14 protein-coding genes are annotated in these 12299 nt (G+C 69.9%); 13 read left to right on the top strand and 1 reads right to left on the bottom strand.

Features of this window, described 5'->3' with window-relative positions:
* The 7 genes from EOINJALH_RS26330 to EOINJALH_RS26300 form a co-directional block, all read left to right on the top strand.
* Nucleotides 1–1737, top strand: a 1737-nt coding sequence (locus EOINJALH_RS26330; protein ID WP_310732346.1) for an alpha/beta fold hydrolase, incomplete at its 5' end; no start/stop codon positions are given.
* A 105-nt stretch (nucleotides 1738–1842) separates the two neighbouring features.
* Complete coding sequence (locus EOINJALH_RS26325) at nucleotides 1843–2460, top strand: GNAT family N-acetyltransferase (protein ID WP_158219905.1); 618 nt, start codon at nucleotides 1843–1845, stop codon at nucleotides 2458–2460.
* A gap of 328 nt (nucleotides 2461–2788) precedes the next feature.
* The gene (locus EOINJALH_RS26320) at nucleotides 2789–3247 is read left to right on the top strand and encodes a GNAT family N-acetyltransferase (RefSeq protein ID WP_088285807.1); all 459 of its coding nucleotides are present in this window, start codon (nucleotides 2789–2791) and stop codon (nucleotides 3245–3247) included.
* A gap of 34 nt (nucleotides 3248–3281) precedes the next feature.
* The gene (locus EOINJALH_RS26315) at nucleotides 3282–3971 is read left to right on the top strand and encodes a glutathione S-transferase (RefSeq protein WP_088285805.1); all 690 of its coding nucleotides are present in this window, start codon (nucleotides 3282–3284) and stop codon (nucleotides 3969–3971) included.
* A gap of 56 nt (nucleotides 3972–4027) precedes the next feature.
* Nucleotides 4028–4546 (top strand): helicase, encoded by a 519-nt coding sequence (locus EOINJALH_RS26310; protein WP_088285803.1) that lies wholly within the window; start codon nucleotides 4028–4030, stop codon nucleotides 4544–4546.
* Between the two features lie 79 nt (nucleotides 4547–4625).
* Nucleotides 4626–5102, top strand: coding sequence for a hypothetical protein (locus tag EOINJALH_RS26305; RefSeq protein ID WP_088285801.1), 477 nt, complete (start codon nucleotides 4626–4628; stop codon nucleotides 5100–5102).
* A 105-nt stretch (nucleotides 5103–5207) separates the two neighbouring features.
* Complete coding sequence (locus EOINJALH_RS26300) at nucleotides 5208–6077, top strand: poly(ADP-ribose) glycohydrolase domain-containing protein (protein ID WP_088285799.1); 870 nt, start codon at nucleotides 5208–5210, stop codon at nucleotides 6075–6077.
* Nucleotides 6078–6134: 57 nt separating this feature from the next.
* On the opposite strand, the gene EOINJALH_RS26295 is transcribed toward EOINJALH_RS26300, so the two are convergent.
* The gene (locus EOINJALH_RS26295) at nucleotides 6135–6992 is read right to left on the bottom strand and encodes an SDR family oxidoreductase (protein WP_088285797.1); all 858 of its coding nucleotides are present in this window, start codon (nucleotides 6990–6992) and stop codon (nucleotides 6135–6137) included.
* A 279-nt stretch (nucleotides 6993–7271) separates the two neighbouring features.
* Between EOINJALH_RS26295 and EOINJALH_RS26290 the strand changes: the two genes are divergently transcribed.
* From EOINJALH_RS26290 to EOINJALH_RS26265, 6 genes are all read left to right on the top strand, one after another.
* Nucleotides 7272–8492, top strand: coding sequence for an IscS subfamily cysteine desulfurase (locus tag EOINJALH_RS26290; RefSeq protein ID WP_088285795.1), 1221 nt, complete (start codon nucleotides 7272–7274; stop codon nucleotides 8490–8492).
* 31 nt (nucleotides 8493–8523) lie between these two features.
* On the top strand, nucleotides 8524–8988 hold the full coding sequence (gene iscU / locus EOINJALH_RS26285; RefSeq protein WP_088285793.1) for a Fe-S cluster assembly scaffold IscU: 465 nt from the start codon (nucleotides 8524–8526) through the stop codon (nucleotides 8986–8988).
* Nucleotides 8989–9129: 141 nt separating this feature from the next.
* Entirely contained in the window at nucleotides 9130–9480 is a 351-nt protein-coding gene (gene erpA / locus EOINJALH_RS26280; protein WP_234414057.1) for an iron-sulfur cluster insertion protein ErpA, read from the top strand.
* Between the two features lie 16 nt (nucleotides 9481–9496).
* A complete protein-coding gene (locus EOINJALH_RS26275) occupies nucleotides 9497–9820 on the top strand; it encodes an iron-sulfur cluster assembly accessory protein (RefSeq protein ID WP_088285789.1) in 324 nt (107 codons plus the stop codon).
* Between the two features lie 18 nt (nucleotides 9821–9838).
* Nucleotides 9839–11743 carry a Fe-S protein assembly chaperone HscA gene (hscA, locus tag EOINJALH_RS26270; protein ID WP_088285787.1) on the top strand — a complete coding sequence of 635 codons (1905 nt, stop codon included), beginning with the start codon at nucleotides 9839–9841 and terminating at the stop codon, nucleotides 11741–11743.
* Between the two features lie 10 nt (nucleotides 11744–11753).
* Nucleotides 11754–12134, top strand: coding sequence for a 2Fe-2S iron-sulfur cluster-binding protein (locus EOINJALH_RS26265; protein ID WP_088285785.1), 381 nt, complete (start codon nucleotides 11754–11756; stop codon nucleotides 12132–12134).
* Nucleotides 12135–12299 lie beyond the last annotated feature (165 nt).

The raw sequence follows: 12299 nt of genomic DNA, 5'->3' as shown, positions 1-12299 counted from the left end.
CCCCCGCTGGCGGACGAGACCCCCACGCAGCGCCTCGACCGCCTGCTGCACGCCTCGGCCGCGCCGCTGACCGGCGGGCTGTCGCCGGTGTCGCTGTCGCTGGCGATGGCCGACTGGGCCTGGCACCTCGGCGTGTCACCCGGCCGGCTGATGGAACTGGCCGCGCTGGCCGCGCAGCTGTGGCGCGACAGCCTGCTGCCGGTGTCCCAGCAAGCCGAGCCCGCCGGCGACGCCGACGACGACCCGCGCTTCCGCCACGAGGCCTGGGCGCACTGGCCGTTCTCGGCGATGCGCGCCGGCTTCCGCGCCAGCGAGGCCTTCTGGCGCGAGGCCTCGCGGGTGCCCGGCATGACGGCCCACCATGCCGACATGGCACAGTTCTTCGCCAAGCAATGGCTGGGCGTGATGGGGCCGGCCAACTGGCTGCCCACCAACCCGGTGGTGCTGCAGGACGTGGCCGACTCGGGTGGCGCGCACCTGGTGCAGGGCGCGAAGCACTGGTTCACCGACACCGCCGGCCTGCCCGACCCGGCGAAGGCGCCGCGCCACCTGGTCGGCCGCGACGTGGCGCTGACCCCGGGCAAGGTGGTCTGGCGCAACCGGCTGATCGAGCTGATCCGCTACGCGCCGCAGACGGCCACGGTGCACCCCGAGCCGCTGCTGATCGTGCCGTCCTGGATCATGAAGTACTACATCCTCGACCTGTCGCCGCACAACTCGATGGCCGCTTACCTGGTGCGGCAGGGTCACACGGTGTACATGATGTCGTGGCGCAACCCCGACGCCGAAGACCACAACCTGACGCTCGACGACTATCTGCGCCTGGGCCCGCTCGACGCGCTGCGCGCCATCGGCGCCTTGCACGGCCCCACCCAGCCGGTGCATGCGATGGGCTACTGCCTGGGCGGCACGCTGCTGGCCATTGCCGCCGCGGCGCGGGGCCGGCGCGGCGGCGTGGGCTGCCTCGACGACGGTGAGGACCGCGCGGACGAGATCCCGCCGCTGAAGTCGCTGAGCCTGCTGGCCGCGCAGACCGATTTCTCCGAGCCCGGCGAGCTGGGCCTGTTCATCGACGAGAGCCAGGTCGGCTTCCTCGACGACATCACACGCGGCCAGGGCTACCTCAGCGGCGACCAGATGGCCGGCTCGTTCCAGTTCCTGCACTCGCGCGACCTGGTGTGGACGCGCCGCATGCGCGAATACCTGATGGGCGAGCGCGAACCGCACACCGACCTGATGGACTGGAACGCCGACACCACGCGCATGCCGGCGCGCATGCACCACGAGTACCTGACCGCGCTGTACCTGCACAACGCGCTGGCCACCAGCACCTACCGGGTGCAGGGCCGCACCGTGTCGCTGGCCGACATCCGGCTGCCGGTGTTCATGGTGGGCACCGAGCGCGACCACATCTCGCCGTGGCGCTCGGTCTACAAGCTGCACCACCTGTGCGACGCCGAGATCACCTTCGTGCTGACCAGCGGCGGCCACAACGCCGGCATCCTGTCGGAGCCCGGCCACGCCAACCGCAGCCACCGCCTGGCCCGCCGCCCGGCGCACGGCACCTGGATCGAACCCAACCAGTGGCTGCAGCAGGCTGATCGGCACGAGGGCTCGTGGTGGCCGACGTGGCAAGGCTGGCTGGCGGCGCAATCGTCACCGCAGGTGCGGGCGAAACCCATTCCCGCGAAGGCGGTGCTGGGGGATGCGCCGGGGGAGTATGTGCGGCAGAAGTGACTGCCGAGCTGGCGGCCGCTATGCTGGCGCCTCCGGTTGCGTCGAGCGCCTTGCCGCTCACGACACGCCGCCCTCGAAACGGCCGCCGCAGCACGCCTGATGTCCATGAGTTCGCTCCCCATTGACACCCATTCACTTCGGCTGCGCCACCTCGTCGTCGAGGAGGCGGCGCAGATGATGGCGCTGAACGGCGAGCCGTCCACCCGACGCTGGCTTCCGTCCCATGTCTACGCCGACATGGCGGTGGCCACCGCCCGGATGCGCTACCTGATCGACTGCTATGCGTCGCCGGGTGATCCGCGTCTCGGCCCCTTCGTCCTGGCCGTCGAACACCTCGGCAGCGGAGCGCTGCTCGGGCACGTGGGGTTCAGCCCTTTCGACGACGACGTGGAGGTGTCCTACGCCATCGCCGAAGGGTCACGCCGGTGCGGCTACGGGTCCGAGGCGCTGAGTTCCGCCTGCGAGTGGGCCGCAGAGCACTTCAACCTGCCCGGCATCCTGGCCCTCACAGAAGCTGAGAACACGCCCTCGCGCCGCACCTTGGAGCGCGCTGCGTTCGTTCACGACGACGACACGCTCATGCGGTTCCAGGGCAGTCCGCAACTCGTCAGTCGCTACTGGTGGCGTCGCCCGACCGAATCGGCCCGCCCTGGCGCGGCAGACAGCGCCAAGTCGGCAACCGTACTCGTCGACCTTGCGAACTGCCCGGTCAGGTTCAGATGAACTGGGACGGCATCTTGCCGCATGCTCCGGCCCCGCCAGGGCGAATGGCGCCCAACCCTTCAATCGAGAGGCCGTGCCCCGGCCAGCCGGGTCAGGCCCTTCATCTCGAACTGCCAGGGCCTCTTGGCTCGTCAAGCAAACTCTCCTGCCGCCGAAAAGCCTCACCGATTCGACCATTGAGGTCGTTGTCCGATGATTGCTAACATGGGATTACCCTTTCAAGTTCCAGATTGACAACCCGCGCGTCAATCTTGGTGCCTGGCACCGTCGCGGGACTGGGGAAGTCCCTTCGTATGCGGTCTAGGTGAGTCTTTGCAAGTAACGCCCTATGCAACTCGTCCCAATCGAGCAAACCGGAACCGCGCTGTCGTCTGCGCTCACTGCAGGCAGCGTCGCAGCCGACGTCGTCGCGGCCACGGTCGCGCTTTACGCGCGCCGGGGCTACGAAGTGCCGTGGATTGGATACCTTGCGAAAGAGGGCAGTGAGTACATCGGTGGCTGCGGATTCGCTGGTCCGGCAAGCCGTGGGGAAGCTGAGATTGCCTATTACACGTTTCCGGGCCACGAAGGCCGAGGCGTGGCCACCGAAATGGCTGGTGAGCTGCTCCGCATCAGCAGGCAGGCTGCAACGGAGGCCGACGTCCGGTTCATCGCCCATACGCTACCCGAAGAGGGCGCGTCCACGTCCGTGCTGCGAAAGCTTGGCTTCGTGCTTCAAGGCGTGATCTTGCACCCTGAAGACGGCAAAGTCTGGAAGTGGAGCGAGAGTGAGCGCAGCGAGGCCTGACAGCGCGAAGCCGACCAGCCTGGGCGTCAATTCAATGCTCGGTCTCTTCATCGGCAACAAGAACTACTCCTCCTGGTCACTGCGGCCATGGATCTTGATGAAGCAGCTTTCGATTCCTTTTGACGAGCATCTCGTACCGTTCGGGTCCGTTGGCTGCGAGCCGGCGTTCAAGCGTTTCTCCCCAACAGGCCGGGTGCCTTGCCTGATCGACGGCGAACGAACGGTCTGGGACTCACTGGCGATCACCGAGTACCTTGCAGAGGCCGATCACAGGGTCTGGCCATCCGACCCGGGCGCCAGAGCTTGGGCCCGCTGTGCCGCGGCAGAAATGCACTCGGGCTTTCACCACATTCGCGACGCCTGCACCATGAACTGCGGCTTGCGGGTGCAGGTGCATCAATGGTCCGACGCGCTCGTGCAGGAGTGGAAACGAATCGATGAGCTGTGGTGCGCGGGGCTGTCGCAGTACGGTGGTCCGTACCTGGCCGGGACGGCCTTCACCGCTGCAGATGCCTTCTTCGCACCGGTTGCATTTCGCGTTCAAAGCTATGCGCCGAGTCTCACCTCCGATGCGAATGCCTATGCTGCGCGCCTGCTCGCGCTTCCGCACATGCGCGAGTGGTACACGTCTGCGCTGGCGGAGCACTGGCGCGATGAGGCTCACGAAGCAGAGGCACGTGCCTCAGGCTCGTGGATTCAAGACCTTCGGGCCAGCGCAAGTTGACGCCCCACTCGATCGGCAGGCCTTGCGGCCGGCCCCTCTTGCAGGCTCTGCAACCAATGGCCACAGTCACGCGCACCTTGCACCTCGGCGGCGTCGGCAAGCCCGACCTGCTGCGAAGACTTCAGGTCCAGGGAGTCAAACTCAACGCCGCCGCAGAAGAACTCTTCGCGGACAGCCGGTTCACGGTGGCTGAGGCGCGGTCTCTGGTCCTGGCCGTCGAGCTCTCGGTGTCGGATCTCGGTTTCGCTGAAGGGGCCACGATGCCCCGCATCTGCGAGGCGGCCAGGCACGTGTCTCTCCTGCTCTGCCCGCTGGAGCTGGGGCAGCACCTTCGTCTGCTGTGGCCCGACCAGCCTGAAGGACACATTGGCCAGCCCGTGACGAAGCATCGGGCACCGCCCAAATCGGTCACCGTCGTTTCGGGCCCTCTCAGCCAGGACGACGACACCCCGAAGGGCTTCTACCTGCGCAAGATCGAGGGTTTGTTGTGGTTGCGAGGGTATCGCTCGGACGCCAGCCACATCTGGTCGGCGGAAGACTGCCTTGTCTTTTGCCGCGCACAAGGCGAGGATTGACACCTCGGACTACATGAGGCTCGGCGGCAGTCCATCGGGCCCTCGTTGCCTCGAACGTTGGCTTTCACTTCCAGCCCTCATGATTGCCCCGCCGCTGGTCGCCGCCATCCGAAAACGTTTCGCCCTGGACTGGCACGGAATCCACGGCGCATCGCACTGGGCTCGCGTTCGACACATCGGCCTCAGGCTTGCCGCGCAGACCGGGGCCAGCCGCGCCGTCGTGGAGTACTTTGCGTTCCTGCATGACGCATGCCGTCGATCAGATGGTCATGACCCCCAGCATGGGTCTCGGGCCGCGCTCTTCGCCGAGCGAATCAATGCGCGGCTCCTGCGCCTCGATGAACAGAGCCTCGCCGTGCTGGTCGAGGCTTGCATCGGCCACAGTGACGGGGATTCACACCAAGACCCGACAGTGGCCACTTGCTGGGACGCAGACCGCCTTGACCTCGGTCGGCTCGGCATCACACCTGACCCGAACGGGCTCTGCACGGACCAGGCAGCCAAAGACGACTTCTACCGGTGGGCCACCGGCTTCAGCAAACGACATGCGGCCTGATGTGTCGCTCAGTCGATCGCGCCGCGGCACGCCGCCGGATCGGCATGCCCCCCGCGCCGCCTTCGCGCTTCATGCGTTACGCTCGCCGCAACCCGAGGGCCACCCATGCCGATCCGTCGCCTTGTCTCTGACGCAGAAGCCGAGTCGCAGGGCTTCGTCGGGCCTGATGCCCAGCGCAGGCGCGACGTCTTGCGGGAGACGATCGCCGCCTTCGAGCGCAGCGACCCGCGCGACCGCTACCCGCGGTTGGCCGCGGCCAACCTGGCCCGGTGGCGCCTGGATGCCGGCGAGCCGTCGCCTGGGATGCACCTGCACGTGATGCCGGGCGATTGGGGCGATGTGACCCGGGCCCTCACCCAGGTCTATGGCGAGTGCTTTGCCGTCCTGAACATGGCCAACGCCTGGTTCCCCGGGGGCGCCTACGCCGAAGGCGCCGTGGCCCAGGAGGAGAACATGTTCCGGCGCACCGACTGCCACTTCCGGGTGCGCGCAGAGGATCTGGACGCCTCGGGCCGCCAATACCTGCCGGCCATGGCCTCGCTGCTGAATGCCGAGGACGGCCGCGTCTACCTGGACACCACCTCACCCCGCGTCTGCATCCGCGGCGCGGAAGACCGGGGCGCGGCCGATCTGGGCTACCCATGGCTGCCCGACGCCGAGGTGTTTCCGTTCTACGAACTCCGCGCCGCCGCGCGGGATCTTCGGGACGGCAGCGCCTTCGATGCCGACGATGCCCGCCGCCGGATCGCCGCCCAACTCGATACGCTGAAGGCCGCGGGACAGCGCCATGTGGTGCTGGGCGCGTTCGGCTGTGGGGCCTTCCTCAATCCGGCGGCCGAGGTGTCCCGCCTGTACCAGGACGAACTTGCCCGCCGCTCGGCGGACTTCTCGGTGGTGGCCTTCGCGATCTACGCGGCGGGCTACGGGCCCGACAACTTCGGGCCGTTCAGGGCCGCGTTCGACGCGACGGCCTGACCCTGCCGTGGGCCGGGCCGGCCAGGCTCGTCGAGACGGTCGCCCGCTGCCGCCAACTCACCACCGCGCCACCCGCCCCGCGATCCGCCGCAGCAGCCACTTCGGCGTGGCCCGCCCGGCCAACGTGGCGGCCAGGTTCACCGCACCGGGCACGCAGATGACATCGCCCTTCAGGCAGGCGCGGTAACCCGCCTCGGCCACCTCGTCCACGTCGCCGACCAGGATTGCGGGCAGGCGCGACAGCGCGGGGTTGTCGCTGGCGGCGGCGTCGAGCATCGGGGTGGCGGTGATGCCGGGGCACAGCGCGGTGACGGTGACGCCGGTGCCCGACAGCTCTTCGGCCAATGATTCGGTCAGCGACAGCACGTAGGCCTTGCTCGCCGCGTAGCTGGCCAGCGTGGGCACCGGCTGGAACGAGGCGATCGACGCCACGTTGAGGATGCGGCCGCGGCCGCGCGCCAGCATCGCCGGCAGGAAGGCCGCCACCATCGCGGTGAGGCCCGAGATGTTCAGGTCGATCAGCGCCTGGTGGCGCGCCGGGGCGATGTCGGCAAAGCGGCCATGGGCCAGCACGCCGGCGTTGTTGACCAGCACATCCACCGCCACGCGGCGGCGGCGCAGGCTGGCGGCCAGCGCGGCCGCGGCACCCGGCTGCGACAGGTCGGCCGGCAGCACGCGCACGCGCACGGCGTACTCGTGCTCGAGTTCCCGGGCCAGCGCCTGCAGCTTGTCGGCGCTGCGGGCCACCAGCACCAGGTCCGACCCGTCGGCGGCGAAGCAGCGGGCCAGCGCCGCGCCGATGCCGGACGAGGCGCCGGTGACCAGCACCGTGGTGCCCGCGGCGGGGGTGGCCGGCGCCTTGGGGGCCGGTGCGGCTGCCGGGGCGGGCCGGGCGGTGGACTTGCGGGTGGCCATGGCGTGTGTTCCTCCAGTGGGCCCATTGTGGGCGCGGCTAGGCGCGGCGCCCCAGGGCACCCCACGGCGCCCCGCGCAGCCCCGGGCCGCCGCCGCGGCACGTCGACTTGGCGACAAAACCGACAGCCCCGGGCCGGGTCCCGACACGCCCGCGGCGCCCTCGCCTGCCCCGTCCACACGCGCCAAGTGCCTGATGCCACAGCACTTTCCGGCCGCGGGGCGGCACTGGCACGGTCCATGCGAAGAGCCCTTCGACCCCACCCGACATCGCCCACCGCCATGGACACCCCGACCGCCCGCCCGATCTACCTCGATTACGCGGCCACCACGCCGGTCGACCCCCGGGTGGTGCAGGTGATGGTGCCCTGGCTGTCCGAGCAGTTCGGCAACCCGGCGTCGCGCAGCCACGCCTATGGCTGGGCCGCCGAAGAGGCGGTGGAGATCGCCCGCGAACGCGTCGCGTCGCTGATCGGCGCCGACCCGCGCGAGATCGTCTTCACATCCGGCGCCACCGAGAGCAACAACCTGGCCATCAAGGGCGCGGCGCAGTTCCACCAGGGCAAGGGCAAGCACCTCATCACGGTCAAGACCGAGCACAAGGCGGTGCTCGACACGATGCGCGAGCTGGAGCGCACCGGCTTCACCTGCACCTACCTCGACGTGCAGGCCGACGGCCTGCTGGACCTGGCGGTGCTCGAGGCCGCCATCCGCCCCGACACGGTGCTGGTGTCGGTGATGGCGGTGAACAACGAGATCGGCGTGGTGCAGGACCTGGCCGCCATCGGCACGCTGTGCCGCTCGCGCGGCGTGCTGTTCCATGTGGATGCGGCGCAGGCCACCGGCAAGATGCCGATCGACCTGGCCACCCTGCCGGTCGACCTGATGAGCCTGTCGGCGCACAAGACCTACGGCCCCAAGGGCATCGGCGCCCTATACGTGCGGCGCAAGCCCCGCGTGCGCATCGAGGCGCAGATGCACGGCGGCGGCCACGAGCGCGGCATGCGCTCGGGCACGCTGGCCACGCACCAGATCGTCGGCATGGGCGAGGCCTACCGCCTGGCGCAGGTGCACATGGCCACCGAGAACGAGCGCATCCGCGCGCTGCGCGACCGGCTGCTGGCGGGCCTGCAGGACATCCCCGAGGCCCGCGTCAACGGCCACCTGGACGCCCGCGTGCCGCACAACCTGAACATCAGCTTCCCCTTCGTCGAAGGCGAATCGCTGCTGATGGGCATGAAGGACGTGGCCGTCTCGTCCGGCTCGGCCTGCACCTCGGCCAGCCTGGAACCCAGCTACGTGCTGCGCGCGCTGGGCCTGAACGACGAGGTGGCGCACAGCTCCATCCGCTTTTCCATCGGCCGCTTCAGCACCGAGGCCGACATCGACGCGGCCATCGAGCAGGCGCGCTCCACCGTCGAGCGCCTGCGCGCATTGAGCCCGCTGTGGGACATGCACCAGGCGGGCATCGATCTGAGCACGGTCCAGTGGGCCGAGCACTGAATCCAACGGACGACCACAGGACACCCCCACCATGGCCTACAGCGACAAAGTCATCGACCACTACGAGAACCCGCGCAACGTGGGCGGCTTCGACGGCACCGACGGTGCGGTCGGCACCGGCATGGTGGGCGCACCGGCCTGCGGCGACGTGATGAAGCTGCAGATCAAGGTGAACCCGTCCACCGGCATCATCGAGGACGCGCGCTTCAAGACCTATGGCTGCGGCTCGGCGATCGCGTCCAGCTCGCTGGTCACCGAATGGGTCAAGGGCAAGACGCTCGACCAGGCGCTGCTGATCAAGAACACCGCCATCGCCGAAGAGCTGGCGCTGCCGCCAGTGAAGATCCACTGCTCGATCCTGGCCGAGGACGCGATCAAGGCCGCGGTGTCCGACTACCGCCAGCGCAAGGCCGCCACCGACGGCAGCCCCGACGGCGTGATCGAGCACACCGCCTGCGCCCCGGCGCCCGACGCCGCCCACCGGCCAGCGGCCTGATCGCCCACCCGAGCCACTGGCCGATCGCCCGCCAGACACCCCACCGAACCCACCCGAACCGCAAGGAGCCCCGCCATGTCCGCCTGCCAGTCCCAAGCCTCGACCTGTGCCACCGCCCCCACGCTCGGCACGCCGCCGGCGATGCCGATGCTGCCCCCGGGCACCGACCCGCTGCTGATCACCGACGCGGTGGTCGAGAAGGTCACCGAGATGCTGGCCGAAGAGGGTGACGCCTCGCTGCAGCTGCGCATCTTCGTCACCGGCGGCGGCTGCTCGGGCTTCCAGTACGGCTTCGCCTTCGATGACGAGTGCAAGGAAGACGACGTGCGCGTCAGCCGCGGCGCCATCAACGTGGTCGTCGACGCGATGAGCCTGCAGTACCTGGTGGGCGCCGAGATCGACTTCGAGGACAAGCTCGACGGTGCCCGCTTCGTGATCCGCAACCCCAACGCCAGCAGCACCTGCGGCTGCGGCAGCTCCTTCAACGTCTAGCCCGCCGGAGATCGCCATGTCTGTCTCAGTGACCCCCAAGGCCGCCGCCCAGATCCGCAAGGCGCTCGTCAAGCGCGGGGGTGGCGTGGGCCTGCGCGTGGCCGTGAAGACCAGCGGCTGCTCGGGCTATGCCTACGCGCTGGAGTTCGCCGACGCGGTCACCGAGGACGACCTGAGCTTCGAGAGCGAGGGCGTGCAGTTGCTGGTGGACGCGCGCAGCCTGCCGCTGGTCGACGGCACGCAGCTCGACTGGGTGCGCGAAGGCCTGAACGAAGGCTTCAAGTTCGACAACCCCAACGCCTCGGCCAACTGCGGCTGCGGCGAGTCCTTCTCGGTCTAGCAGGCGGAGCACGCGACCATGGCCCTGCTGCAGATCGCCGAACCCGGCCTCGCCGCCGCGCCGCACCAGCACCGGCTGGCCGTGGGCATCGACCTGGGCACCACCAACTCGCTGGTGGCCACGGTGCGCAGCGGCCTGCCCACGGTGCTGGGCGATGCGCAGGGCCGGCTGCTGCTGCCGTCGGTGCTGCACTATGGCGAAGATGGCGTGATGAGCGTCGGCCACGAGGCCCGTGCCCATGCGCTGAAAGACCCTCGCAACACCATCGGCTCGGCCAAGCGCCTGATCGGCCGCGCGCTGGGCGACATCGCCCACGGCACCGTGCCGTATGCGCTGGAGACCATGGGCGTCAACGCCGTGGGCGTGCGCACCCGCGCCGGGCTGAAGAGCCCGGTGGACATCGGCGCCGAGGTGCTGCGCGTGCTGAAGGAGCGGGCCGAGGCCACGCTGGGCGGCGAGCTGGTGGGCGCCGTGATCACCGTGCCGGCCTACTTCGACGACGCGCAACGCCAGGCCACCAAGGACGCGGCGGTGCGTGCCGGCATCAACGTGCTGCGCCTGCTGAACGAGCCCACCGCCGCCGCGGTGGCCTACGGCCTGGATTCGGCCAGCGAAGGCCTGTTCGTGGTCTACGACCTGGGCGGCGGCACCTTCGACGTGAGCCTGCTGCGCCTGCAGCGCGGCGTCTTCGAGGTGGTGGCCACCGCCGGCGACGCGATGCTGGGCGGCGACGACTTCGACCACGCGCTGGCCAGCTGGTTCGCCGACGCCACCGGTGGCTGGACCGCCGCCGACCTGAGCGCGCTGCACGCCGCTGCGCGCCGGGCCAAGGAATCGCTCACCGAGCACGACCTGGCCACCATGCAGTGCGCCCGTGCCGACGGCTCGAGCGAAAGCGTGATGGTCAGCCGCGAGCAGTTCGATGCCCTGACGCGCCCGCTGGTGGAGCGCACGCTGGGCCCGGTGAAGCGCGCGCTGCGCGATGCCCGCATGAAGGCCGCCGACGTGGATGGCGTGGTGCTGGTGGGCGGCGCCACGCGCATGCCCGCGGTGCGCGCCGCGGTGACGCAGCTGTTCGGCCGCGAGCCCTGCGCCGGCGTCGACCCCGACCAGGCGGTGGCGCTGGGCGCCGCGCTGCAGGCCGACCAGTTGGCCGGCAACCGCACCGCCGACGGTGGCCTGCTGCTGCTGGACGTGAACCCGCTGTCGCTGGGCCTCGAAACCATGGGCGGCCTGGTCGAGAAGATCATCCCGCGCAACAGCACCGTGCCCACGGCACGGGCGCAAGACTTCACCACCTTCCGCGACGGCCAGACGGCGATGGCGCTGCACGTGGTGCAGGGCGAGCGAGAGCTGGTCAGCGAATGCCGGTCGCTGGCGCGCTTCACGCTGCGCGGCATCCCGGCGATGGTGGCGGGCGCGGCGCGCATCCGCGTCACCTTCCAGATCGACGCCGACGGGCTGCTGTCGGTGAGCGCGGTCGAGCAAGTCTCGGGCGCGCGGGCGCAGGTCGAGGTCAAGCCCAGCCACGGGCTGGCCAGCGACGAGGTGGCCGACATGCTGCGCGACGCCATCGGCAGCGCCGAATCCGACGCCACGGCGCGCATGCTGCGCGAGGCCGAGGTCGACGCGCGGCGGCTGCTCGACGCCACCGAGCGCGCGCTGCACGACGACGGCGACGCGCTGCTGAGCGCGCCCGAGCAGTTCCAGATCCTCAAGGGCATGCAAGGCGTGGCCGACGTGCTGGCCGAGTGCTACGAAGGCGAGGGCACCACGGCCGAAGAGCAGAAATCACTGCGCGAGCGCCTGCGCAACGCCACCGAGCGGCTGAACCAGATCACCACGCCCTTTGCCGGCAAGCGCATGGACATGCGCGTGCGCGAGGCGCTGTCGGGCCGCACCGTCGACCAGATGGCCGCGTGACGCCGCACCCATGACCAGCGATCCTGCGATGGCCGCCCCCACCGACCCCAGGCCCCCGACCCGCGTGACGGTGCGGCCGCACCCCACGCTGTGCCCCGACGGCCTGCAGTTCGACGCCCGGCCGGGCCGCAAGCTCGTCGACGAGTTGCTGGCGCAGGGCATCGCCATCGAGCACGCCTGCGAGAAGGTCGGCGCCTGCGCCACCTGCCACGTGCACCTGCGCGAAGGCTATGGCTTCGTCGCCCCGGCCGATGACGAAGAAGAAGACCAGCTCGACGACGCCTGGGGCCTGGACGGCCAGTCGCGCCTGTCGTGCTGCGTGCGCGTCAAGGGCCCGGCGCTGGTCGTTGAATTGCCGCGTTACTCCAAGAACCACGCGCGGGAAGGTTGATGCGGCCCTGGGGCTGAGCGGCGGGTGGGGCTCGTTGCGGTCGTTCGACCGTCGCGCAGGTACAGCGTGGCTGTTGCGTCGAAGCGCTAAGGCGGCAAAGCCGCGGGCGGGCAGGCCGCAGCACGCGACCTCCGGCGGTCGGCGCTGCGCGCCGACTTCCCACCG

The organism is Ideonella sp. A 288, assembly GCF_002198735.1.
In the GTDB taxonomy this organism is placed as follows: domain Bacteria; phylum Pseudomonadota; class Gammaproteobacteria; order Burkholderiales; family Burkholderiaceae_C; genus Pseudaquabacterium.
Note: the sequence above shows the minus strand (reverse complement) of the source record. Positions and strands in the feature narration are given on the sequence as shown.

Coding starts and splice junctions, on each gene's coding strand:
- EOINJALH_RS26325 (WP_158219905.1), top strand. CDS start 1,843: ATGAGTTCGCTCCCCATTGACACCCATTCACTTCGGCTGCGCCACCTC.
- EOINJALH_RS26320 (WP_088285807.1), top strand. CDS start 2,789: ATGCAACTCGTCCCAATCGAGCAAACCGGAACCGCGCTGTCGTCTGCG.
- EOINJALH_RS26315 (WP_088285805.1), top strand. CDS start 3,282: ATGCTCGGTCTCTTCATCGGCAACAAGAACTACTCCTCCTGGTCACTG.
- EOINJALH_RS26310 (WP_088285803.1), top strand. CDS start 4,028: ATGGCCACAGTCACGCGCACCTTGCACCTCGGCGGCGTCGGCAAGCCC.
- EOINJALH_RS26305 (WP_088285801.1), top strand. CDS start 4,626: ATGATTGCCCCGCCGCTGGTCGCCGCCATCCGAAAACGTTTCGCCCTG.
- EOINJALH_RS26300 (WP_088285799.1), top strand. CDS start 5,208: ATGCCGATCCGTCGCCTTGTCTCTGACGCAGAAGCCGAGTCGCAGGGC.
- EOINJALH_RS26295 (WP_088285797.1), bottom strand. CDS start 6,992: ATGGCCACCCGCAAGTCCACCGCCCGGCCCGCCCCGGCAGCCGCACCG.
- EOINJALH_RS26290 (WP_088285795.1), top strand. CDS start 7,272: ATGGACACCCCGACCGCCCGCCCGATCTACCTCGATTACGCGGCCACC.
- iscU (WP_088285793.1), top strand. CDS start 8,524: ATGGCCTACAGCGACAAAGTCATCGACCACTACGAGAACCCGCGCAAC.
- erpA (WP_234414057.1), top strand. CDS start 9,130: ATGCCGATGCTGCCCCCGGGCACCGACCCGCTGCTGATCACCGACGCG.
- EOINJALH_RS26275 (WP_088285789.1), top strand. CDS start 9,497: ATGTCTGTCTCAGTGACCCCCAAGGCCGCCGCCCAGATCCGCAAGGCG.
- hscA (WP_088285787.1), top strand. CDS start 9,839: ATGGCCCTGCTGCAGATCGCCGAACCCGGCCTCGCCGCCGCGCCGCAC.
- EOINJALH_RS26265 (WP_088285785.1), top strand. CDS start 11,754: ATGACCAGCGATCCTGCGATGGCCGCCCCCACCGACCCCAGGCCCCCG.